This window comes from Aureibaculum koreense (assembly GCF_034296135.1).
In the GTDB taxonomy this organism is placed as follows: Bacteria; Bacteroidota; Bacteroidia; order Flavobacteriales; family Flavobacteriaceae; genus Aureibaculum.
The window spans coordinates 47067-68380 of sequence record NZ_JAXKVV010000012.1; the positions used below are offsets into that span (position 1 = coordinate 47067).

Here is a 21314-nt window from a genome sequence, read left to right on the forward strand (position 1 = left end):
TTTAACGGTTTACATATAAATCGTTCTAAATTAAAGAGTTAGTCGATGAAAAGCTTCCCTAAATTTGGGATGCTTTTTTGTTTTAAAGAGGTTCCGTATCATCCACAAGAATAATTTCTTTACTTTTATAAAATCCAAATTATAGATTTTAAAACATGCAAAAACTAATCCTCACCTTATTTTTCTTAGCAACAACATTTACTTTAGTTGCCCAAGATTCTGAATTAACGTTAGAACGTATTTTTAGCTCTAACGAATTCCAATCAGAACGTTCAAAATCGTTACGATGGTTTAATGGCGGTAATGATTTTACAACCTTAGAAATGTCTGCTAAAACTGATGGGGGATTTGATATTGTAAAAACTAATACACGCAATGGCACTCAAGAAGTTTTAATTCCTGCTGAGTGGTTGATTCCTGAAGGCAGTAAAAACCCGCTTAGAATTGCTGATTATGAATGGTCAGAAGATAAACGTAAAGTATTAATATTCACCAATACGGCTCGTGTTTGGCGATACCACACCAAAGGCGATTACTGGGTGCTGAATTTGAATACCAAAAAACTTAAAAAAGTAGGTGGAGTAGATGCGAGACCCTCCACATTAATGTTCGCAAAATTTTCACCCGATGGCAATAAAGTAGCTTATGTACGTGAGCATAATATTTATGTGGAGTCTTTGGCTGATGATAAAATTACAGCCTTAACAACGGATGGCACAGACAAAATAATCAATGGTACTTTTGATTGGGTTTACGAAGAAGAATTTTCATGTAGAGACGGTTTTAGGTGGAGTCCCGATGGCACCAAAATTGCTTATTGGCGATTGGATGCTTCTACTATCAAAAACTTTTTGATGATTAATAATACTGATTCTTTATATTCATTCACCATTCCAGTTCAGTACCCAAAAGCTGGTGAAAAACCATCTGAAGCTAAAGTAGGTGTGGTAAATGTAAATGGCGGAAAAACTACATGGATGCAACTTCCAGGAGATGCAGCCAATCAATACATTCCAAGAATGATTTGGAAACCCAATTCAGAGGCATTATTGGTGCAACACATTAATAGAGAACAAAACCATAATAAAGTTACTTTGTGCGATGTTAATACAGGAGCGGTGAAAGTTGTTTATGAAGATAAGGAAACAGCTTGGTTAGACGCCGTTGATGATTTTCAATATTTAAAAGATGGAAATTCTTTCACGTGGGTAAGTCAAAAAAGTGGTTGGAAAGCAGCTTATAAAATTACGAATGGTAAGGAAATTCAATTGACATCTTCTGATTATGACATGATTAATATAGTCTTGATTGATGAAAAATATAATTGGTTGTATTTTATGGCAAGCCCAAATAAAGCCACTCAAAAGTACCTGTATCGAACTAAAATGAATGGTAAGGGAAAAGCGGAAAGGTTGACACCAAAAAATCAACCCGGTACACATAGTTATGATATATCGCCCAATGGTAAATTTGCAAAACATAACTATTCTACGGCAGAAATGCCACCGATTACAGAATTGATTTCATTGCCTAATCACGAGGTTCTCAAAACTTTGGTAAGTAATTCTGAATTGAAACAAAAAGTTTCTGCACTAGATAGAAATCCGATGGAATTTTTTAAAGTATCGGTAAATGATGGAACAAGTTTAGATGCCTATATGATAAAACCCACCGATTTTGATGCTTCCGAAAAATATCCTGTATTGTTTTATGTTTATGGCGAACCTTGGAATCAAACAGTAAAAGATGCTTGGGGTGGTAGTAATTATTTGTGGCATTTGTATTTAGCTCAGCAAGGTTATATTGTAATGAGTATTGACAACCGTGGAACACCAGCACCAAAAGGGCGTGAGTGGCGTAAGTCGGTTTATGGTCAGATTGGAGTATTATCATCTAAAGATCAAGCGGAAGCAACACAAAAAATTGTTGAGACCTATCCTTTTGTCGATGAAGACAGAATTGGAATTTGGGGATGGAGCGGCGGAGGTTCTATGACTTTAAATATGATGTTTAGGTATCCTGAAATTTATAAAACGGGCATATCTGTGGCACCTGTGCCAGATCAAAGATTATATGATAACATTTATCAAGAAAGATATTCAGGGGTACCGCAATTAATGCCTGAAAGTTATCAAAAAGGATCGCCAATTAATTATGCTAAAAACCTAGAAGGCAATTTACTTGTTTTACATGGCACTGGAGATGATAATGTGCATTATCAAGGCACAGAAATGTTAATTAACGAATTGATAAAGCATAATAAAATATTTTCTATGATGTCTTATCCAAATCGGAGTCATGGAATTCACGAAGGTGAAAATACATCAAGACATTTAAGGGAGATTTTGACAAATTATTTAATAACTAATTTACCAGCAGGGGCAAAGTAATTTTAGGTATTTGTCTTAAGTAACTAAAATGTAAATCAAATAACCAATTAAAATCAAAGTGTAGAGCATTATTTTTCCTAAGGCACCTTCGTTTGTTTGTGTATGTTTGTTTGTATAGGCGTCATAAATTGCATATAGTAGCCCAAACAATAGCGGGATACCAAAAATTAGCTTATAAATTTTGCCATCCAATACAAAAAAGCTAATGGCTATTGCCATTAGGCCTAAGCCGACCAAATTCATTTCTGCATATTCATTGAGTTTGAACTTGGTGCTGTAGTTTATAACACCAGATTGTGTGTTCTTTTTGATTTTTGACACAAGTTCTGAATAATCTGTTACTACCGATGGAACAAAAATTTGCTTTTTCATGGCTCTTACTCTAAATCCGTTTTTGCTTTCACGATAACTCTTAATGTCTCTAAAACTTATTTTTACATTTTTAGCATTAGGGATTTGTTTTTCTAAAGAGGTGTCGTCAAGTGCAAATTTTGTGGCTTCGAAAAGCCCTTTTGCACCTTTTTTACCAGCGAAAGAACCGGCAACTACAATAATTAATCCAACAATACCGAGAATGTAGATAAATTCTTTGTCCTGTGTCATTCCATTGTCTTTCACTGCATTGGCAATTACAAATGCTGTAAAAACCAAACATACCATCATAGGAAATAAGGCAATCATCTTTTTGGTAGCTAATTTGTTGGCAGCCTCTTCTGTAAAAGAGTAAATGTTATTATTGCTTTGCATTTTTTTTAAATATCAGAAGTTAATCTCTATCAATATCTAGAATTGTCTTATTGTCATACATACGTTTAAGTTCGTTTTTACCAATGGCGTATGGTTTGCCCGTATAATTTTCGGACTTGTCTATTTTATAGAGTTTACTTTTCTTTTCAATTTCATAACCATTTGGCGTTAAGATTATAGAATCTTGAGTAACTTCTGTAACTTTTAAGGTAGAATAATAATCATTGGGTTTGTAGTCGTACACATCACCAACCCGTGGATTTTCTATATACGTTTTAACATCGTTTTTATGAGCAGATACAGCATAAATCATAAGTATAATAAACGCTCCGATCAGCCCTAAACCAAAATAATGGAATATAGGTGTTTTGGTGTCGGATTTTACTTTATAATAGCTGTCTTTTAAGCGTTGGTTCATATCTTTTGGAGCCAAGGTAATTTTACAATGGTTACACTCCGAAACGCCCGTTTTTCCCATCGGGAAAAAAGGCAACCAATAAATATGGGCGTATTTGGCGAAAATACTAATGTTGGTTGAGCCTTGATTTTGACAATGCTGGCAAGTTAGGCCTGAAACTCTTTCTGTTTTTAAATGTTTGCTTCTGCTTCCGAAAAATATCATGATAACAAGTATTTGATTAAATATGTTTTTTAACTAACAGCAATTTTCCTTTTATATTTTATAATGGTATTTATTTACTTCCTGTTTGTAATATTAATACAAACTTGCTCCAGAAACACTTTAAAAGCTACATATTTTGTGTCGTTCTCAAAATTTTCAGCAAAGAATTCGTACCTGTTTTTGTTGTTTTCTGTATATAAAATTACGGATTCGCCATCATCATTATCGTCTTTTACCCATAATTCGTTCACATTGCTATAATTGACGGTAATACTGTCCGAAGACCCCTTTGGAAAGGTCATATAGGATTCACCCAAACTAATTGGTTTTTTATTTTGGTTTGATTTTGTTGCTTTTATAAATTTTGAAATAGCATATAAAATAAACAATACAGCCAATGCTCCAGGAATATAAAAACTATAAGGGTACTCTAAAAACGATCGTCCTTTATAGGTAAAACTTACTTTTTGCGAAAAAGCATAAGAAGATAAGGCAATAAAAACTACTGCTGGCGTAAACACCCAAAAGGAGAATTTTTCTTTGTAGTTAAAGGTTTCTACTGTCATGGTTACCCATTTTGAATTTCCAATAAATAGTTTTCTACTTGGTCGGCCACCTTATTTTGCGAACCCGATATAATGGCATGTACAATTACGGCAATTATACCTCTTTGCGTTAAGGTATTCATAAAAGTACTTGGAGCAATGGGTTTTATATCCACTATATTATTTTCTTTTAAAACCACTTTGGCTCCTGCCGTACCGCTTTTTTTGACTACTACACATTGTTTGCCAGCCGTTAACATTACTTCACCATCATCAAACCATTGGTCTTGTTGTATAGAGCATTCTAAGTTGGTTTTTGAGCTTAAGAATTTTTTAATACTTTCTAAAGAGTTTTACTCAGCGTCTAATTTGCGTTTCATGTTGTGTGCGTTTAAATTCTATTTCAAAAATAGATAACTATTAGTTGATATAAAGTAGAATTGTAGATTCGCATTGTTTGAATGAATATTTGATGAGTAAGCGGAAATTTGTGTTTTAGTTTTGAACCAGCTTATGAGTTTAATTACAATTCTTTGAACTAATAACTCAAAATTCGTATTATTCCCCCAATAATTTGGCTACAAATTCTTCTTTTCTACGTGAAGCGACTGGTATTCTAGTACCTGATTTTAAATAAATATATCCCGCTTTGTCGTATTTATCTATATAATCAAGATTTACTATATACGATTGATGTGTCCGTATAAAATTTTTAACAGGTAATAGCCCTTCAAACTCCTTAATGGGTTTGGAAGCAATATAAGATTTGCCATTGGAAAGATAAAATGTAGTATAACCTTTATCAGACTGGCAATACACCAAAGATTGAAATTCTATGACCTGATACCCCTCTTGAAGCCTAAGTACCAACTTGGTTTTTTTGTTATCTATTAGTTGGTTTTTAACAACTTGTAATTGTTCTTTTTGGGTGCCGGCATCCGAAACCAGTGCTTTATCAATGGCATTTTCAAGTTCATCAATATCAACAGGTTTTAAAATATAATCAACCGCTCCATTTTTTATGGCCTGTAAAGCATATTGCTCATAAGCAGTTATAAAAATAACCTTAAACGTTAGTTCTTCGGTCTGGTCCAGAAAATCAAAGGCGTTACCATCGGTTAAATTTATATCTAAAAAAATAAGATCTGGTTTGCAAGCTTTAGTAACAGTTACAGCATCTTTTACGGATTCGCATTCGCCTGTAATATCTATACCTTTTTCAAGGCTCTGCACCATGGAAATTAATCCTTTTCTAATATATTGTTCGTCTTCAACTATTAATGCTTTAATCATATTTATTAATTTTATAAGGTAATATCAACGTTACCAAAGTCCCTTTTTCATTAAAAACTTTTCTGTTTTGAACCGTTACATCCGATTCTACTTTAAATTCTTTTGAAATAATTTTTAGGCGTTCGGTGGTAATCTTTGTAGCTAACGATTTTTTATTATCGTTTGTTTTAATTTTATCTTCATTTATACCGACACCATTATCCGTTATAATGCAGGTTAGTTTATTATTTTTAAAGTGTATGTTTACATCGATTTCTGCATTTTCAAAGTCTTTTTTAAATCCATGTTCAATAGCATTTTCCACAAAAGGCTGAATAAGCATAGGGGGAATAAGTATTTGTTCAGAAGATATTTCATCATTAAAAGTCAACCTATATTTAAACTGATGTTTATTTCGCATATTTTGCAGATCTACATAATGCTTAACTGCATTTAGTTCGTCTTGTAACGGAACTAATTTTTCTCTTGAATTTTCAAGGATAAGTCGTAATAATTTTGAAAATTTAGACAAATAACTTACTGCCTTTTTATCTTCTTTATTTAAGATCATCCCTTGTAAAACAGAAAGTGAATTAAAAATAAAATGAGGGGTCATTTGCGATCTTAATAACTTTTGTTCAATAATTATATTTTCATGGGCCGCTTTTATATGCCTGTATTTAAAAAAGAAAAGTGCAGTCAATAATCCTATAATTAGTAATAGTGAAATTATGGTGCCCCAAAGCATTTGTCTTTGAGATACTTCTAACTGATTATCAATAATTTTCACTTTTTGGGTGAGATTGCTTTCGCGATTACTAGCCGTTTCCAAAGCATGTATTTTTTCGTTTACTTTTTGGCCAAAAATTTGTTTATCTATTTTTGCGATATGCTCTAAAACTTCCCTTGCTTCGCCTAGTTTGTTTTGTTGTCTGAATAGGTCGAAATAATTTTCGTACAAACTCTTTTTGGCAGACAAACTGCTATTTTGTGTTAAAGATTTAACGGCAGAATCTAAATGGATTTCGGCCTGTTTCCATTGTTTTAAATTCATATAAACAGAACCCATGTTAGATAGGTTTATACTTATATTTTTTCCATTATGATGGTCTATCTGTATTGATTTTTTTAAATATTCAAGAGACTCGTTCCATTTTTTCATACCCATTAAAGTCAACGCGTAGTTATTGGTAAAGAGTGAAAGTTTCCTAAAATCTTTATGGGTAATTTTATTATAGGTCTTGTAGGCTTTTTCGAACTGCTCATCGTGGTAATACAGCATGCCCCACTTAAAACACAGTTTTTGGAATTCCAATGAATCTTGTTTTCTAAAAAGAGGTTCAACTTTTTCGCAATAGGCAATACCCCTTTTAATATCGTTTAGATCTATTAAATTTTCGGCAACAAGATTTACCGACCTTACCAGTTTGGCAGTATCTTTGGCTTCATTGCTCAGTTCGACCATTTTGTTGGCATAAATTAAACCGTTGGAATATTTTCCAACTCGCCCATAAGATTTGGTCAAATAAAAATACTCATCGAAACTCAATTGTCTTTCTTCTTCTTCTGCACTTAAAATGTCAACAATTTCTTGGAATTTTCTTTCCTCAAAAAGCTCATTCAAATTCTTTATTTTTTCATTTTGACTAAACATTTGTATTATAATGAAAAAAAATATGAAGAAGAATTTCTGTTTTTTATTGCCCATAAAGCTTTTTAAAGGTAAAATCAAATCAAATCGAAAGCATAAAAATAATCTAAAAACTATCAATATGAAATAGTCAAACTATATTCGTGCGGTTTTTAAACATATCTGTACGAGAATAAATTTTATTAGCAACTTTAATCTAAAATCAAAAAAGATGTTTTATCTTTTTTATCCATTTTAACGATAATTTATAAGGGGGGTAGCGAAGCGGTATGTCAATCCAGTTTGCTTTATTTATGATGGGTTTATGATGTGAAAAAATGTCGAAAGATCGTTTACCATGATAAGAACCTACACCACTGTTACCAACCCCTCCAAATGGCAAACGTTTATTGGTAATTTGTGTAACAGTATCATTAATAGCACCACCGCCAAAACTGTAATTTTCAATTATTTTCTTCTGAAACGATTTTTTGTTGGAAAATACATACGTTGCCAAAGGCTTGCCGTAATTTGAAATGTGCCTGTCAATATCATTTTCGTTTTCATACGAAATGATAGGCAATATGGGGCCAAAAATTTCTCCCTCCATTAACTTGCTATTCAAATTGGGTTCGTTTACTATTGTAGGTGATAGGTAGTTATCTTCATCATTACTTTTTCCACCAAAAAGGATTTCTTCGCCTTTCAACAATTCTTTTAAATCTTTATAATGTTTTTCACTTACCGTACGAGCATAATCGGGAGATGCCTCAATGTTTTCCCCATAAGATTTTATGATATGTTTTTTAAGAGCTTCGGTCAATTTATTTTTGACATTTTTGTGTACCAAAATGTAGTCTGACGCAATGCACGTCTGTCCTGCATTTAAAAATTTTCCCCAAACTATACGTTTAGCTGCTAACGAAATAGAAGCTGTTTCGTCAACAATACAAGGGTTTTTTCCACCAAGTTCTAAAGTAACTGGAGTTAAATGTTTGGCGGCACTTTCATAAACTATTTTTCCCACTTTGGTGCTTCCGGTAAAAAAAATATAATCCCATTTCTCCGCTAATAATTGTTGCGATGTTTCTACACCGCCCGTCACAACTGCAACATGTGTCGGATCAAAAACATTTCTTACTATTTCAGAAATAATATTTGCCGTATGTGGAGTAATTTCTGAAGGTTTTACAACTGCAGTGTTTCCAGCGGCAATTGCTCCAATTAATGGGGCAAAAATTAATTGAAAAGGATAGTTCCATGGAGCAATAATAAGCACGGTTCCGTAAGGTTCTTTATAAATATAATCTTTAGACGGCCAATTCATCCATGTTGAGGCAACCCTTTCGCGACTTGCCCATTCATCCATTTTTTTGAGGGTCAATTTTAATTCTGCCAATACAAATTGTGTTTCTGCAGCCAAAGTTTCAAAAACCGGTTTTTTAAAATCGGCATATAGAGCATCGCAAATGTCGTTTTCCTTTGCTACAATTTCTTTTTGTAATTTTTTTAACGATTTCTTTCTGAAGGCAACACTTTTGGTTTGTTGTGTGTTAAAAAAGTCCCTTTGTTGCCGTATAATTTGTTGAATCATATTTTTCTCTATCTATAGGGCTACAATATATCCAATTTTAACCAATATTGTTAGGATATTTCATTGATTATAGAGAGAATAATTTAATTTTTATAAAAATATATAATATTTAAAATACTGATAATTAGAAATATAAGATAAAAATAAAAAATAATTAATATTGTTGGTAGGAACTTTTACGGGCAAATTGTTTTATTAATGTAAGTGAAACATAAAGTAAACTTTTTAAAAGTCCCTAAAAAGAAACATTTGCAACAAACAATCAACCGAAAAAGAAGAGACCTCACCCGCAATTTCTAAATAGAAATTACGACCTCTCTCAAGAAGAGGTAAGGTCAAAAATATTAACAGTACTTTAGTTAAACCAATTAATTGAGACTAGATAACTAGATACAAACAACATTTTAATCCAATTTGAGTTAATGCCTTCCAATATGGGAGGTTTTTTTTATGCTACTATTAGATGCCAGTTATCATAGGCCTTGCTAATAAACAGCACCAAAAAGACCATACTTACCAAAAATTTTACTGTTGTAGAAAATAAAAATCCTAAAAAAGAACCAAAACTCGCTTTAATAGCACGTTTGGTGTCTTTGCTATCGTGCATCATTTCACCAATAAAAGCACCTACAAAAGCACCGATAATAAATCCAAAAGGAATAGGGGAGAATAGGCCTATTAATAAACCAATGGTTGTACCAATAGCACCTGACTTACTGCCACCGAATTTTTTTGTACCCATGGCGGGGATTATATAATCGAGTATCCAAATAAGTAGAGCAACGCCTAAAGTTACACCCAAAAACGTCCAGTTCATTGGTATAGCATTGGTTAGATGCAACACCAATAATCCTAGCCAACCAGTAAATGGCCCTGGTAAAATCGGTAAAAATGAACCAACTAAGCCCAATAGCATTAGGCATCCGCCTAAAATCAATAAAAATATATCCATGTATTTTTTTACTTATCTGACGAAGATATAAAAACTTTGTTACAAAATATTTAACTAAAAAATTAGTTTAAACTAAATATTTAGTTATATTTGTATTAGAAAACTATAAACTTAGTTAAATAAAAATTCAAAAAATGAAACAATTAACAAAGGCAGAAGAACAGATTATGCAGGTGTTGTGGCAACTGGAATTGTGCACCGTAAAGGAAATCATAGCCGAACTGCCCAAACCAAAACCTGCGTACAATACCGTTTCCACCATAGTTAGGATATTGGAAGATAAAAAATTCGTAGATCATGAAGTTTTTGGAAAAGGATATAAATACTTCCCGTTAGTAAAAAAATCATCCTATAGCAATCAGAGTTTGCACAAATTAATGGATGGCTATTTTGGGGGCTCTTTTAAAAGTATGGTTTCGTTTTTTGTGGAGAAAAATGATGTGAATTTAAAAGATCTAGAAGGGATTTTAAAGGAAATTAACGATAAACAATCGGAAAAATAGAATATTATGTTAGACTACATCATCCAAGTACTATTATTCCAAACACTGTTTTTAGCGGTGTACGATCTGTTTTTAAAAAGAGAAACCTTTTTTCAATGGAACCGGGTTTATTTAATGTCGACTTCGGTTTTGGCATATATTATTCCGCTCATAAAAATAAATAAGGTACAAGAGATTATTCCACAAGAATATGTGGTACTATTGCCCGAAGTGGTATTAAACCCAACCGCAGTAATAGAAAAACAATTTGATTGGTGGTCTGTGTTTTACAACGGACTTACAATTCTATTTTGGCTAGGCATTGCTTTTACTACGATATTATTTGCCTTCCGGTTATATAAAATCATCAAATTAATCTATACGCATGACAGGGAACTTGCTTCCAATTACTATTTAGTGTGGTTAAAAACCAACAAAGCGTTTTCATTTTTCAACTATATATTTTTAGGAAAAGAAAGCAATAATAAATCTCAAATTATAGAGCATGAATTGGTACACGTAAAACAATACCATAGCCTCGACCTATTGTTTTTTGAACTCCAAAAAATTGTGTTTTGGTTTAACCCTTTCAGTTATATCTATCAGGCAAGAATCTCAGAACTACACGAATATATTGCCGATTCAAAAGCAATAAAAACCGAAAACAAAACCACTTATTTCAACAATTTATTGGCCGAAACTTTTGGTGTACAAAACATATCATTTATCAACCCATTTTTCAAAGAATCATTACTAAAAAAACGTATTATTATGTTAAACAAAAACAAGTCAAAACAATTATTGAAACTGAAGTATGTACTCTTAGTTCCAGTATTGGCCGGAATGCTGGTTTATACTTCATGTGAAAAGTCCGAAGCCGAAATTACAAGAGATGCTTCCGTACAGGAGCTACTAAATGAATTAAACGCCAAGGTTGAAAATCAAGGGCTCACAAAAGAGGAAAAAAAATCCTTAATGGAAATTATGTATAAAACGATGAAAGCTGAAAGAGAGAAGTTAGATAATGAAAAAGAACCAGGTGAGATAATTGAGGTTCCAGTTTCAGAAGTAGTTTTAGGCGAAGATGTTCCTTTTGCCGCAATTGAAAATGCCCCTATTTTCCCGGATTGCGAAAACGCAGAAGATCCTAAAAAATGTTTACAAGAAAGTATTCAAAAACATGTAGCTAGAAAATTTAACGTTGACTTGGCCAAAACCTTAGGTTTGGAACCTGGTAAAAAGAAAGTTTATGTGGTGTTTAAAATTGATAAAGAAGGTAATATTACGGACATTAAATCTCGTGGACCTCATGCAGATTTAGAAGCGGAAGCCATAAGGGTAGTGAATGAATTGCCAAAAATGATACCTGGAGAACACCAAGGTAAAAAGGTAGGTGTAAAATATACCTTACCAATTACATTATTGATAGAATAATACCCATCTTATATGCAAAAACAACTATTTATTCTATTTCTTTTAATTTCTATAGCTAAAACCGATGCCCAAACATCGGTTTTAGCTGTGGCAGATGATTATTTAGAAAAAGGAAATTATCAAGCAGCCTTGCAAAAATTAAAAACCGAGAATAAACCAACTACCAAGGTACTTATCAAAATAGCGGATATTTATCAGAAAACTGGTAATTACACCAATGCTATACAATATTATAATAAGGTTTACACTTTGAAACCGTCCGATAAAATAAAAGAACAGTTAGGAAAATGCTATCAATATGTGGGCAATTCTGAAAAAGCAATGGAATTACAAAGTGAGGTTTTAAAAGACAATCCAGATAATTTATTGTTGCAATACAATTTGGCAAAATTATATGCGGCTAACAGAAAAATAGTTAAGGCTATTGATTTGTTCAGCGGTTTGATAGAAAAAGACCCTACAAACCCAAATTTCCATTACGAGTTGGGTGAAGCCTATGAAAAAATTAAAAAGGATCCCTCAAAATATTATTTAGAGGCTTACCGCTTGGATACCGCTCACGTTAAAAGTATTTATCAATTGGCTAAATTCTTTAATAAGATCAAAGTGAGAGATTCCTCAAAATTGTTTATTGATAGGGGTTTGGCAATCAACTCTAATAATCTAAACTTTTTACAACTGAAAGCACAAAATGAGTTTTTAGAAAAAGAATATGATAGTACGCTTATGTATCTAAAAAAATTAGAAGCTCAAAATTTTAAAACACCTTTTGTAAATAAATTATTTGGGTTAAGCTATTTTAAGTTAGAAGATTACGAAAATGCTCTTTTGTATTTTAATAAAGTGGTAAAAGCAGATTTTCAAGATACTGGCACTTTATTCAATATTGGGTTGGTGCATGCAGCTATGAAAGAATACAAAAAAGCTGAAATGAGTTTTTATATGTCCATTGCATTTCAGAAACCCGATGTGGACAAAAATTATTTTGAACTGGGGAAAGTGCAATTAGAACAAAATGAAGTTAAGAAGGCCATAGAATCTTTTCAGAAAGGATTTGAAAACAATCCCAGAAATTACCAACTTTTGTTTCAAATTGCCATGCTCTCAGATGGTTTTTATAAGGATCAGAAAATTGCTTTAAAGCACTATGTAAAATACGTGGATAAATTTTCCACTTACGATGAAAAGTCAACACTTTACGCAAAATCTCGTATTAAAGAGATTAAAAAAGAACTTTTTATGAAAGGAACGGACGAGGAATAGGTTTGTTTTATCAAAAAATTGTACTTTCGTTGTTTTAGATCCAACAATGTTAAGGCGAACCCTCAGTTTTCTTTTTTTTATTCTTTTTTGTACTTCCTGCGAGTATTTTTCGTCAAATAACGCTGCGTCGAAAAGTAATTTTGAAGTTTCCGATACTATAATTGATTTTACCAAGGTTGACACTTATCCCATTTTTCCTGATTGTAAAAATTTTGCGGAAAACGACAATCAAAAAGAGTGTTTTTATAAAATGTTGCCCCAGAAACTGACTGAATCATTGAGCCAAGAAGATATTAAGGTTAAAAAAGCTGTGAATGATACTGCGTGGATCGATATTTTGATTGACAATACGGGCAGGGCAAGTTTAGTAAATGTAAATTCAACAACTATTATTAACGAACAAATTCCCGATTTTCAAAAAATCTTAAAACGGAGTATAGATCGTTTACCTCCTATAGAACCCGCAGTAACACGGGGTATTTTTGTAAAATCTCAATATAGAATGGCAGTTGAAGTAAAGACGATTTGAATTTTGTGTTCTGTCATTCAGAGCGAAGCGAAGAATCTTATAAATTGAAGCAGTGTTTCTTATTTTGACATGGACAAATTGTTCCCTTCGGACCTCCTACCTCAAACCTTTTTTAAAACCGTATCGCTAACTTTTTCATCAACCGTAATACTTCTACATATAACCAGATGAGCGTAACCAACAAGCCCCAAGTGGCAACCCATTCGTAATATTTGGGAGTTTTATAGAGCTTTCTGTCAATAAAATCAAAATCGAGCATTAAAGAAAATGAAGCTACAATTGCTGCAATAATATTAAATCCAATGGCATACCAGGAAGTTCCCCAAATATATGGTGTGGCAATACCAAAAAAGTTTAATATCCAACTAATAATATAGATGCTCATTATGGTAATAATGGCGGTAATTATAACACTTCTAAACCTTTTGGTAACTACTACAATCTTTGCCTTATAGAGTAGTAACATTATAAAAAAGGTGAGTATGGTAACGCTAACGGCACGTGTGGGCATTCCTTCAAAACGTGCTTCGGCATATGCCGAAATTCCGCCTAAAAACAATCCTTTTGACAAAGCATAAAGTGGGGTGGTAACGGATGACCATTTTTTTTTGTATGATGTGATAATACTAAATACAACCGCAGCTGCCATTCCACCATAAGTGTAATATTGAACATCTTGTCCTTGGTTTACCAAATCCCAAACATACCAAGTAGTTAAACCTACTAATACAATAGAAAAAAGTGATTTTATAAAAATTCCGTTTAAGGTCATTTTTGATTTTGAAGTTCGGTTGTATTTCCAAATGTATCGGCTAAAAACAGGGTTTGAAGTATTGTAATTTGAGTATGCCATTGATTATTTTTTAAAAGTCCTGTTTTTCCATTGATATCCTTTTTTAAAAGATAGTATTACAACAAACATACTAAAAAAAGGATAGCATAAACTGCTGACAAAATACTTAGTAAAATGGAATGAATGTCCAAAAAGTTTATATGATTTCATCAATAAAACGAAATCTATTATTAATTTAATTCCAAAAAGAATAAGTAGAAACTGTAAATTGAAATAACCTAATAAAACTAAGAAAAGAGCTGATACCAACAGTGAATTCAATAAAAAAACAATAATTCCTATAAATTTAACAAGACTACCTTTTAAAGAAGAGGTTTTAGCTGCCCAACGCACTCTTTGTGAAATCAAACTTGAAAATGTGGGTTGAGGTTTGGTAAAAACAATAACTTCTTTTGATTTTAAAAAATGAACTTTTTCAGGAAACTTGTTCTTCATTTTTTCGAGTAAAAAAATATCGTCACCGCTGGCAATTTGAGCATTACCTTCAAAACCATTAACCTCAACAAAAGCTGATTTCTCATAACACAGGTTAGCACCATTACATAAAAAAGGTTTATTGATGCCAAACCCACCAATAGTTGCTGCTTGTAGGCTTAAAAAATCAAACAATTGAAATTGTTCCAAAAAAGAATTCCCAATGGCATAAGTTACAGGTGCCGCGATTAATTTTGGTTGATAATTTATTATAAAAGTATCAAAAGTTTGTAGCCAATTTTTAGGGACAACACAATCTGCATCTGTGGTAATAATCCAATCAAATTTTGCTTTTTGGATAGCGGTTTCAATAGCATCTTTTTTTGGTGAACCAGACTTTCTTTGATTTTTTAAAATTTGGATGGGTAAATTAGGACGTCTCGTTTTAAAATGCCCAATAACTTCCACTGAATTATCCTCAGAATCGTCATCTACCATAAAAATTTCAAAAAAATCATTTGGGTAATTTAGTAAAGAAAGACTGTTAAGTAATTCAATCAAGTTGTTTTCTTCATTCCGAAAGGGGATAATAATAGAAAATTTGTTTTTTGGAGTTTCTACTTTTTTTTCGAATGGCTTAACCTTGTCAAATCCAATAATCAACCATAAGATTAGCAGTGTGTAAATAGTTAATATGATAGTTGAGACTAATATCATTTTTGTTGAGAAAAGTTGAAATTTAAAACAAAATAACTTCCCACAACGGCTGGAATTCCAAAATTTAAAATCCACATCAACAATGATATGGTTACAATTATTAGTTCATTAACACCAACCAAACTAAATATCCATATAGCTACTGAACCTTTTACTAACCAATCTAGTAATGCCAAACTAGGCACAATTGAGGCTAGAAAATACATAGATGTTATTAAACAAATAGAAGTTAAATAATTAATTTCTACCCCAAAAACCATCAATAAAAAATAAAACTGATGCGAAAAAATGATATATCTCAAAAAAGAAAGTAACACTATTTTTAGATGCAGACTAGTCGGCATTTTTTTTACAAAACGAATTATTTTATCGATATAAAAGCCCCTAATTTTTTTAAAGCCTTTTATACTTCCGCCGATAAGGATAAGTATAATAATGGCGATAATATATCCAGCTTTTCTAAAGCGATAAAAATCAACATCTAATTGAAAATTAGATAGGACATAAATTAATCCAATCAGCCCCAAAACTACTGTAACAGCCATTTGGCTCATGTTTCCTATTAAGTTGAGTAGCATTATTTTTCGTCTATTCCCTTTTTTAAAATAGATGGCTTTTGCACCATATTCACCAATTCTATTAGGTGTGAATAATGATGCGGTAAGAGAGCCTAAACTTTGCCGAAAAGCATCAAAAAAAGATATATTTTTAATACTGGAAACCAATGTTTTCCATTTTAAAACTTCAAAAAACCAATTTAAAATGGTAAATCCTATCAAGATAAAAATGGTCTTATAACTTTCAAAAATACTTTTCTCTAACCGACTGAAAAAATCGGTAAAGCTGAGTTGTTCATTATGTATGGTTTTATTGTATATAAAATAAAATGCCCCAACAACTATGGCTAGTTTAATCAGAAAAAAAAAGAATTGTTTAGTTTTGTTTGGCAACGCGTTGTATTTTAGTGCAAAGTAAAGCTATTATTTGAAAATTGAAATACAAATAGAATGAAAGCATACACAATTCTAATGGCTTTTTTCATGTTTATGATGAATTGTAAAGCTCAGAAACAACCCACCACTTTTAAAGTGATGGCATGGAATATTCTGCATGGTGCCAATGATATTAAAAACGGTCCGCAAAATGCCCTAAAGATTATTAATGAAATTGATCCTGATATTATTTTAATGGTAGAAACTTACGGTTCGGGAAAAATGATAGCCGACTCCTTGAAATATAACTTTCATTTGATTGCTCCTGAAGGAACAGCACTGGACGACAAAAGTGTAAACTTGTCTGTATTTTCTAAGTTCCCTTTTGGGGAAAGAATAGATACCGAATTTCCTTTTTATCTAGGTGGTAGGGAAGTAATTATCAAAGGTCAAAAAATAAACGTTTTTTCAAATTGGTTCCATTATTTACCTTGGCATGACGAACCTGAAAAAATGGGAAAAACTGTAAAAGAGTTATTGGACTGGGAGCGGACAGGTACGAAATATAAAATGATTCAAAAGGTATTACCTACGATTAAGAAATATGCTGCAAGAGGTGATTCTATCCCAATGATTTTTGGTGGAGATATGAATACGCCATCTCATTTAGATTGGGGAGAAGAAACCGCAGAAATTCACAATAATTTAGTTGTGCCTTGGTATTCCACCAAAGTATTAGAAGAAATAGGTTTGGTAGATTCTTATCGAGAAGTAAATCCGAACCCTTTAACTCACCCAGGAATTACTTGGGATAGTAAGGGTAAAAAAGATGAACACAGAATAGATTATATTTTTTATAAAAGCCCGAAGTTAAGAGCCATAAAATCAGAATCCTACAATACCTTTTTTAATGAATCTTTACTATTAAATGGTAAGGAAATTATTTACCCATCAGATCACGGTATAGTGGTCACTACATTTGAACTTCGATAAATCAGTTTAATAAGAATTTTGACAAAGTAGAATTGTTTAGCTTTGTAAGCAAAGTCAACATAAAATTTGAATTCAGAAAAAATCATATTGGGTATAGACCCTGGAACCACCATTATGGGTTTTGGATTGATAAAAGTGGTCAATAAACAAATGCAGTTTATGCAGTTGAACGAATTACAACTCAAAAAATACGACGATCATTACGTTAAACTCAAACTTATTTTTGAACGTACCATTGAATTAATTGATAGTCATCACCCGGACGAAATTGCCATTGAAGCACCTTTTTTTGGTAAAAATGTACAGAGTATGTTAAAATTAGGTCGTGCTCAGGGTGTTGCTATGGCAGCAGGATTATCACGCCAAATTCCAATAACAGAATATTCGCCAAAGAAAATAAAAATGGCCATTACTGGCAATGGAAATGCCAGTAAAGAACAAGTTGCCAAAATGTTGCAAAGTGTATTGCAATTGAAAGAATTACCTAAAAATTTAGACTCTACCGATGGTTTGGCGGCGGCTGTTTGTCATTTTTATAATGATGGTAAAGTAGTTGGAGACAAAAGTTATTCTGGCTGGGGAGCGTTTGTGAAAAATAATCCGAAGAAAATAATTTAAAAGACAATCAAAAAATGGATAATAATGTTCATGTTTTAGGTGATTCTGCAATAGAAAAACCTGAAGAAGATTTATTCAATTTTCGACATTATGCTGAAAAAGTGAAGTTTATAATTCAACGTAATGCTAACAATCCAAACCCTATAACAATTGGGATTTATGGAAAATGGGGAGAGGGTAAAACCTCTTTTTTAAACTTAATCGAACATAAATTAGATGCTTTTAGTTCCGTAAATAAGAAAAAAGGTATTTTAAAATACCACTTTAACCCTTGGAGATATTCCAATGAGGATGAAATGTCCTTTGATTTTTATGATGGACTATCAAAATTAATGTTTTTAAAAAAAGAAAAGAATTTAAAAAAGGTTGGAGAGACTGTTGTAAATTTTAGTAGATACCTTAAATCAATAAAACTTTCATCATCTTTTAGTATTCCATTAATTAATAAGAATAAAGTAAAATTTGAGCCAGGACTATTTTTTGAAGCATTAGGTGAAGACCTAAAAGGGGATGAACTTACCCTCGACATACTCAAAGAAAAAGTTAATGAAGCCTTAGAAAAAGCAAATTATAAAGTTGTAGTCTTTATCGATGATTTGGATAGACTTGATAAAGATGAGATTTATTCTATATTGAAGTTAATCAAGCTCAATGCTAATTTTAGAGATTTTATTTACATTATTACATTGGATAGTGAGCAAGTGTCAAAAGCGATTAGTAAGAGATATGGAGAGGATTCAAAAGATGGTTTTTCTTTTCTAGAAAAAATTATCAATATACCTTTACTACTTCCAAGGATAGAGAAAGAAGATTTGAAATTATTCTTTGAATTTAAATTAAAAGAGACAAAGAGAAGTTTAACTTTTATTGATAACGAGAGAAAAGAATTAGAATTTAGTGAAATTGCAGAAAATTTTAGATATAATTATTTTAAATCTCCTAGAGAAATACTTAGAGTAATAAATAGTTTTTTTATCAGTGCATTTGCTATTGGAGATGATGTTCATTTGTCCGATTTGTTTTGGCTTGAATATATAAAAATAAAAAATGAGAAATGTTATAATATTCTCAAGTTCTCAAGAATTATAATGCACAGGGAGAATTTATTTTAAATAAAATTGTTGATTTTAATGATTTGCCAATGTTTGAACATGAAGAGAATGGCACAAGGGTTATGTTGAAAAAACATACCAATTCGCGGGAAATAATTGAAAGGCTGTTTCCTAATAGAAATGAATTAATTGGGTTTGCCAATAGAGACAATGAATTAAGGGCAAATATTGTTGAGCACTATGAAAAATATTTTTCATATCATCTCAATAGAAAAATTCCCAAGGCTGAAGTTTATTTGTTAGAAAAATATATTAAAAATAAAAATAGTAGAGAATTAAGAGAATATATTATAGAATTATTCAATAAAGAAAAATATAAAAAACATAAAATTTTTTATAAAATTGAAAACTTGGTAAGTGTAATTGAACCCGAAGACAGAAGGAATTATTTCTTCAAATTCATAATTAATAATTTGGATATTATTCCTGAATCAGAAAAGAATATTTATGGGATGGATTATAGATTGAGACTAATAGATATTATGGCTATTAGACTTAACATCTTGTATAACTATATAGGTGATAAGGATGGTCATTCGGATTTAATAATTAGTTTTGGTAAAAACTTAGGTGCTAATATGTTGTGGTATTTTGCTAGAAAAATCACAAATTATCCTCCAGTAAAGCAAAGACTTAATAAACTTATGCTAGAAAAAGTAAAAGGTGATAGTAAATCTCCATTCTTTTTGGATCCTTACAAGTATTCTAATAGAATAATAATGAAGCTATGGAAAGAGAATGAACCTAAAGACTTTGATACTTTTATAAGTAAATCTTTAAAGGATGAGTCAGCAATTAAGCTTTTAATTAGAAATTTTGCTACTATTTATGACCACTCATATTTCGTTGGTATTGAAGAAAAATCATACTTTTTGATGAAAGAATTGTTCAGTTTGGATTTTATTTTTAACAAAATAGGTGAGCTTAATTCTGAGATAATTAGCAGGGTTAAATTAAATGAGTACAAGTTTGAGATGGAAAATAAAACAACAATTGAGGAGAGTGTAGAACAGTTCATTTATTGGTATAAGAAGGATAATAACCTACAATAAATTGTCTGGAATTTATCTCCATATCCCATTTTGCAAACAAGCTTGCCATTATTGCGACTTCCATTTTTCGACTTCCTTAAAACGAAAAGAAGAAATGATTCAGGCCTTGGCAAAGGAACTGATTTTGCTTAAAAACGAGCTTAAAGAACCTATTGAAACTATTTATTTTGGCGGTGGAACTCCCTCTTTATTAACGAGAAGGGAATTACAATTTTTAATAAATACAATTTATAAAAATTACAATGTGATTGAGAATCCAGAAATTACGTTAGAAGCTAACCCAGATGACTTAACTTCTGAAAAAATACAAGAACTGACTATTTCACCCATCAATCGATTAAGCATCGGAATACAATCTTTTTTTGATGAGGATTTACAGGTAATGAATCGTTCACACAATTCAGAACAAGCCAAAAAATGTTTGGATGAAGCTACAAGATATTTTGATAATATTACGGTCGATTTGATTTACGGAATCCCCAACATGTCCAAAGAGCATTGGTCGGAAAATCTACAAACCGTTTTTGATTTTGGTATCAATCATATTTCAAGTTATGCGTTGACTGTTGAGCCGAAAACAGCGTTATCTAATTTTATCCAACAAGGAAAATATCCCGATGTTTCGGAAGAATTAGCATTAGAACACTTTAATATTTTAGTTGAACAAACTGAAAAACAGGGATTTGTCCATTACGAAATTTCCAATTTCGGAAAACCTAATTATTTCTCAAAGCACAATACGGCCTATTGGTTGGGTAAATCGTATTTGGGCATAGGTCCTTCAGCTCATTCTTTTAATGGAGTAGAAAGAAGTTGGAATGTTTCCAATAATGTAAAATATATCAAGTCAATTCAAGAAAATAAGGTTCCGAAAGAAACAGAAGTTTTATCCGATAAAGATAGGTTTAATGAAAATGTGATGACGGGGCTGAGAACAATTTGGGGTGTTTCGTTAATCAAAATTGAAAAAGATTTTGGCATTGAGTTTAAAGATGTTCTTTTAAAAAATGCTGAAAAGTTTATCCGAAAAGGTACTCTTGAGATTACAAATGACAAAAAATTAATTACCACTAAAAAAGGCAAGTTTTTGGTAGATGGTATAGCTAGTGATTTGTTTATAATTTAGTTGAAGGGTTTATTTTCTAAACTCATAAACCTTTTGT

At 31.8% G+C, this 21314-nt stretch carries 21 protein-coding genes; 10 read left to right on the forward strand and 11 right to left on the reverse strand.

From position 1 onward, the window contains the following. Positions 1 to 155: 155 nt before the first annotated feature. The gene (locus tag UMM65_RS11420) at positions 156 to 2390 is read left to right on the forward strand and encodes a S9 family peptidase (RefSeq protein ID WP_321976683.1); all 2235 of its coding nucleotides are present in this window, start codon (positions 156 to 158) and stop codon (positions 2388 to 2390) included. A 15-nt stretch (positions 2391 to 2405) separates the two neighbouring features. On the opposite strand, the gene UMM65_RS11425 is transcribed toward UMM65_RS11420, so the two are convergent. The 8 genes from UMM65_RS11425 to UMM65_RS11460 all read right to left on the reverse strand — a co-directional run bounded on the left by UMM65_RS11425 (position 2406) and on the right by UMM65_RS11460 (position 9752). Next, positions 2406 to 3137 carry a hypothetical protein gene (locus UMM65_RS11425; RefSeq protein ID WP_321976684.1) on the reverse strand — a complete coding sequence of 244 codons (732 nt, stop codon included), beginning with the start codon at positions 3135 to 3137 and terminating at the stop codon, positions 2406 to 2408. 19 nt (positions 3138 to 3156) lie between these two features. After that, positions 3157 to 3759, reverse strand: a complete 603-nt coding sequence (locus UMM65_RS11430; RefSeq protein ID WP_321976685.1) for a hypothetical protein — start codon at positions 3757 to 3759, stop codon at positions 3157 to 3159. 74 nt (positions 3760 to 3833) lie between these two features. Next, on the reverse strand, positions 3834 to 4325 hold the full coding sequence (locus UMM65_RS11435; RefSeq protein WP_321976686.1) for a hypothetical protein: 492 nt from the start codon (positions 4323 to 4325) through the stop codon (positions 3834 to 3836). A gap of 2 nt (positions 4326 to 4327) precedes the next feature. Next, complete coding sequence (locus UMM65_RS11440; RefSeq protein WP_321976687.1) at positions 4328 to 4564, reverse strand: hypothetical protein; 237 nt, start codon at positions 4562 to 4564, stop codon at positions 4328 to 4330. Between the two features lie 298 nt (positions 4565 to 4862). Next, positions 4863 to 5597 carry a LytR/AlgR family response regulator transcription factor gene (locus tag UMM65_RS11445; RefSeq protein WP_321976688.1) on the reverse strand — a complete coding sequence of 245 codons (735 nt, stop codon included), beginning with the start codon at positions 5595 to 5597 and terminating at the stop codon, positions 4863 to 4865. After that, positions 5590 to 7200 carry a tetratricopeptide repeat-containing sensor histidine kinase gene (locus tag UMM65_RS11450; protein ID WP_321976689.1) on the reverse strand — a complete coding sequence of 537 codons (1611 nt, stop codon included), beginning with the start codon at positions 7198 to 7200 and terminating at the stop codon, positions 5590 to 5592. The genes UMM65_RS11445 and UMM65_RS11450 overlap by 8 nt, the downstream gene beginning before the upstream one ends. A gap of 229 nt (positions 7201 to 7429) precedes the next feature. Beyond that, a complete protein-coding gene (locus tag UMM65_RS11455; protein ID WP_321976691.1) occupies positions 7430 to 8800 on the reverse strand; it encodes an aldehyde dehydrogenase in 1371 nt (456 codons plus the stop codon). A 448-nt stretch (positions 8801 to 9248) separates the two neighbouring features. After that, on the reverse strand, positions 9249 to 9752 hold the full coding sequence (locus UMM65_RS11460) for a DUF456 domain-containing protein (protein ID WP_321976692.1): 504 nt from the start codon (positions 9750 to 9752) through the stop codon (positions 9249 to 9251). 134 nt (positions 9753 to 9886) lie between these two features. Here UMM65_RS11460 and UMM65_RS11465 point away from each other — a divergent pair, with 134 nt between their 5' ends. From UMM65_RS11465 to UMM65_RS11480, 4 genes are read left to right on the forward strand one after another with little or no spacing between them, the layout of a single operon-like run. Continuing rightward, positions 9887 to 10255, forward strand: a complete 369-nt coding sequence (locus UMM65_RS11465; RefSeq protein WP_321976693.1) for a BlaI/MecI/CopY family transcriptional regulator — start codon at positions 9887 to 9889, stop codon at positions 10253 to 10255. A gap of 6 nt (positions 10256 to 10261) precedes the next feature. Next, on the forward strand, positions 10262 to 11668 hold the full coding sequence (locus tag UMM65_RS11470) for a M56 family metallopeptidase (RefSeq protein WP_321976694.1): 1407 nt from the start codon (positions 10262 to 10264) through the stop codon (positions 11666 to 11668). Positions 11669 to 11680: 12 nt separating this feature from the next. Then, complete coding sequence (locus tag UMM65_RS11475; RefSeq protein ID WP_321976695.1) at positions 11681 to 12931, forward strand: tetratricopeptide repeat protein; 1251 nt, start codon at positions 11681 to 11683, stop codon at positions 12929 to 12931. Between the two features lie 46 nt (positions 12932 to 12977). Beyond that, positions 12978 to 13460, forward strand: a complete 483-nt coding sequence (locus tag UMM65_RS11480) for a hypothetical protein (RefSeq protein WP_321976696.1) — start codon at positions 12978 to 12980, stop codon at positions 13458 to 13460. Positions 13461 to 13572: 112 nt separating this feature from the next. Here the strand turns inward: UMM65_RS11480 and UMM65_RS11485 are convergent, their stop codons facing one another. The 3 genes from UMM65_RS11485 to UMM65_RS11495 are packed head-to-tail and all read right to left on the reverse strand — an operon-like array spanning position 13573 to position 16394. Continuing rightward, entirely contained in the window at positions 13573 to 14313 is a 741-nt protein-coding gene (locus tag UMM65_RS11485) for a Bax inhibitor-1/YccA family protein (RefSeq protein WP_321976697.1), read from the reverse strand. Between the two features lie 3 nt (positions 14314 to 14316). Further along, a complete protein-coding gene (locus tag UMM65_RS11490) occupies positions 14317 to 15444 on the reverse strand; it encodes a glycosyltransferase family 2 protein (RefSeq protein ID WP_321976698.1) in 1128 nt (375 codons plus the stop codon). Next, positions 15441 to 16394 (reverse strand): lysylphosphatidylglycerol synthase domain-containing protein, encoded by a 954-nt coding sequence (locus tag UMM65_RS11495; protein WP_321976699.1) that lies wholly within the window; start codon positions 16392 to 16394, stop codon positions 15441 to 15443. The genes UMM65_RS11490 and UMM65_RS11495 overlap by 4 nt, the downstream gene beginning before the upstream one ends. A gap of 57 nt (positions 16395 to 16451) precedes the next feature. On the opposite strand from UMM65_RS11495, the gene UMM65_RS11500 reads away from it, so the two are divergent. The 5 genes from UMM65_RS11500 to hemW all read left to right on the forward strand — a co-directional run bounded on the left by UMM65_RS11500 (position 16452) and on the right by hemW (position 21277). Beyond that, positions 16452 to 17369, forward strand: coding sequence for an endonuclease/exonuclease/phosphatase family protein (locus UMM65_RS11500; RefSeq protein WP_321976700.1), 918 nt, complete (start codon positions 16452 to 16454; stop codon positions 17367 to 17369). A gap of 66 nt (positions 17370 to 17435) precedes the next feature. Next, positions 17436 to 17987 (forward strand): crossover junction endodeoxyribonuclease RuvC, encoded by a 552-nt coding sequence (gene ruvC, locus UMM65_RS11505; RefSeq protein WP_321976701.1) that lies wholly within the window; start codon positions 17436 to 17438, stop codon positions 17985 to 17987. Between the two features lie 14 nt (positions 17988 to 18001). Further along, complete coding sequence (locus UMM65_RS11510; protein ID WP_321976702.1) at positions 18002 to 19099, forward strand: KAP family P-loop NTPase fold protein; 1098 nt, start codon at positions 18002 to 18004, stop codon at positions 19097 to 19099. A 29-nt stretch (positions 19100 to 19128) separates the two neighbouring features. Then, positions 19129 to 20151 (forward strand): hypothetical protein, encoded by a 1023-nt coding sequence (locus tag UMM65_RS11515; RefSeq protein WP_321976703.1) that lies wholly within the window; start codon positions 19129 to 19131, stop codon positions 20149 to 20151. Between the two features lies 1 nt (position 20152). Further along, a complete protein-coding gene (hemW, locus tag UMM65_RS11520; protein ID WP_321976704.1) occupies positions 20153 to 21277 on the forward strand; it encodes a radical SAM family heme chaperone HemW in 1125 nt (374 codons plus the stop codon). Positions 21278 to 21314 lie beyond the last annotated feature (37 nt).

Excerpts from the sequence above, each read along its gene's own strand:
- UMM65_RS11420 (WP_321976683.1), top strand. The coding sequence starts at position 156 with ATGCAAAAACTAATCCTCACCTTATTTTTCTTAGCAACAACATTTACT.
- UMM65_RS11425 (WP_321976684.1), bottom strand. The coding sequence starts at position 3,137 with ATGCAAAGCAATAATAACATTTACTCTTTTACAGAAGAGGCTGCCAAC.
- UMM65_RS11430 (WP_321976685.1), bottom strand. The coding sequence starts at position 3,759 with ATGATATTTTTCGGAAGCAGAAGCAAACATTTAAAAACAGAAAGAGTT.
- UMM65_RS11435 (WP_321976686.1), bottom strand. The coding sequence starts at position 4,325 with ATGACAGTAGAAACCTTTAACTACAAAGAAAAATTCTCCTTTTGGGTG.
- UMM65_RS11440 (WP_321976687.1), bottom strand. The coding sequence starts at position 4,564 with ATGTTAACGGCTGGCAAACAATGTGTAGTAGTCAAAAAAAGCGGTACG.
- UMM65_RS11445 (WP_321976688.1), bottom strand. The coding sequence starts at position 5,597 with ATGATTAAAGCATTAATAGTTGAAGACGAACAATATATTAGAAAAGGA.
- UMM65_RS11455 (WP_321976691.1), bottom strand. The coding sequence starts at position 8,800 with ATGATTCAACAAATTATACGGCAACAAAGGGACTTTTTTAACACACAA.
- UMM65_RS11460 (WP_321976692.1), bottom strand. The coding sequence starts at position 9,752 with ATGGATATATTTTTATTGATTTTAGGCGGATGCCTAATGCTATTGGGC.
- UMM65_RS11465 (WP_321976693.1), top strand. The coding sequence starts at position 9,887 with ATGAAACAATTAACAAAGGCAGAAGAACAGATTATGCAGGTGTTGTGG.
- UMM65_RS11470 (WP_321976694.1), top strand. The coding sequence starts at position 10,262 with ATGTTAGACTACATCATCCAAGTACTATTATTCCAAACACTGTTTTTA.
- UMM65_RS11475 (WP_321976695.1), top strand. The coding sequence starts at position 11,681 with ATGCAAAAACAACTATTTATTCTATTTCTTTTAATTTCTATAGCTAAA.
- UMM65_RS11480 (WP_321976696.1), top strand. The coding sequence starts at position 12,978 with ATGTTAAGGCGAACCCTCAGTTTTCTTTTTTTTATTCTTTTTTGTACT.
- UMM65_RS11485 (WP_321976697.1), bottom strand. The coding sequence starts at position 14,313 with ATGGCATACTCAAATTACAATACTTCAAACCCTGTTTTTAGCCGATAC.
- UMM65_RS11490 (WP_321976698.1), bottom strand. The coding sequence starts at position 15,444 with ATGATATTAGTCTCAACTATCATATTAACTATTTACACACTGCTAATC.
- UMM65_RS11500 (WP_321976700.1), top strand. The coding sequence starts at position 16,452 with ATGAAAGCATACACAATTCTAATGGCTTTTTTCATGTTTATGATGAAT.
- UMM65_RS11510 (WP_321976702.1), top strand. The coding sequence starts at position 18,002 with ATGGATAATAATGTTCATGTTTTAGGTGATTCTGCAATAGAAAAACCT.
- UMM65_RS11515 (WP_321976703.1), top strand. The coding sequence starts at position 19,129 with ATGTTTGAACATGAAGAGAATGGCACAAGGGTTATGTTGAAAAAACAT.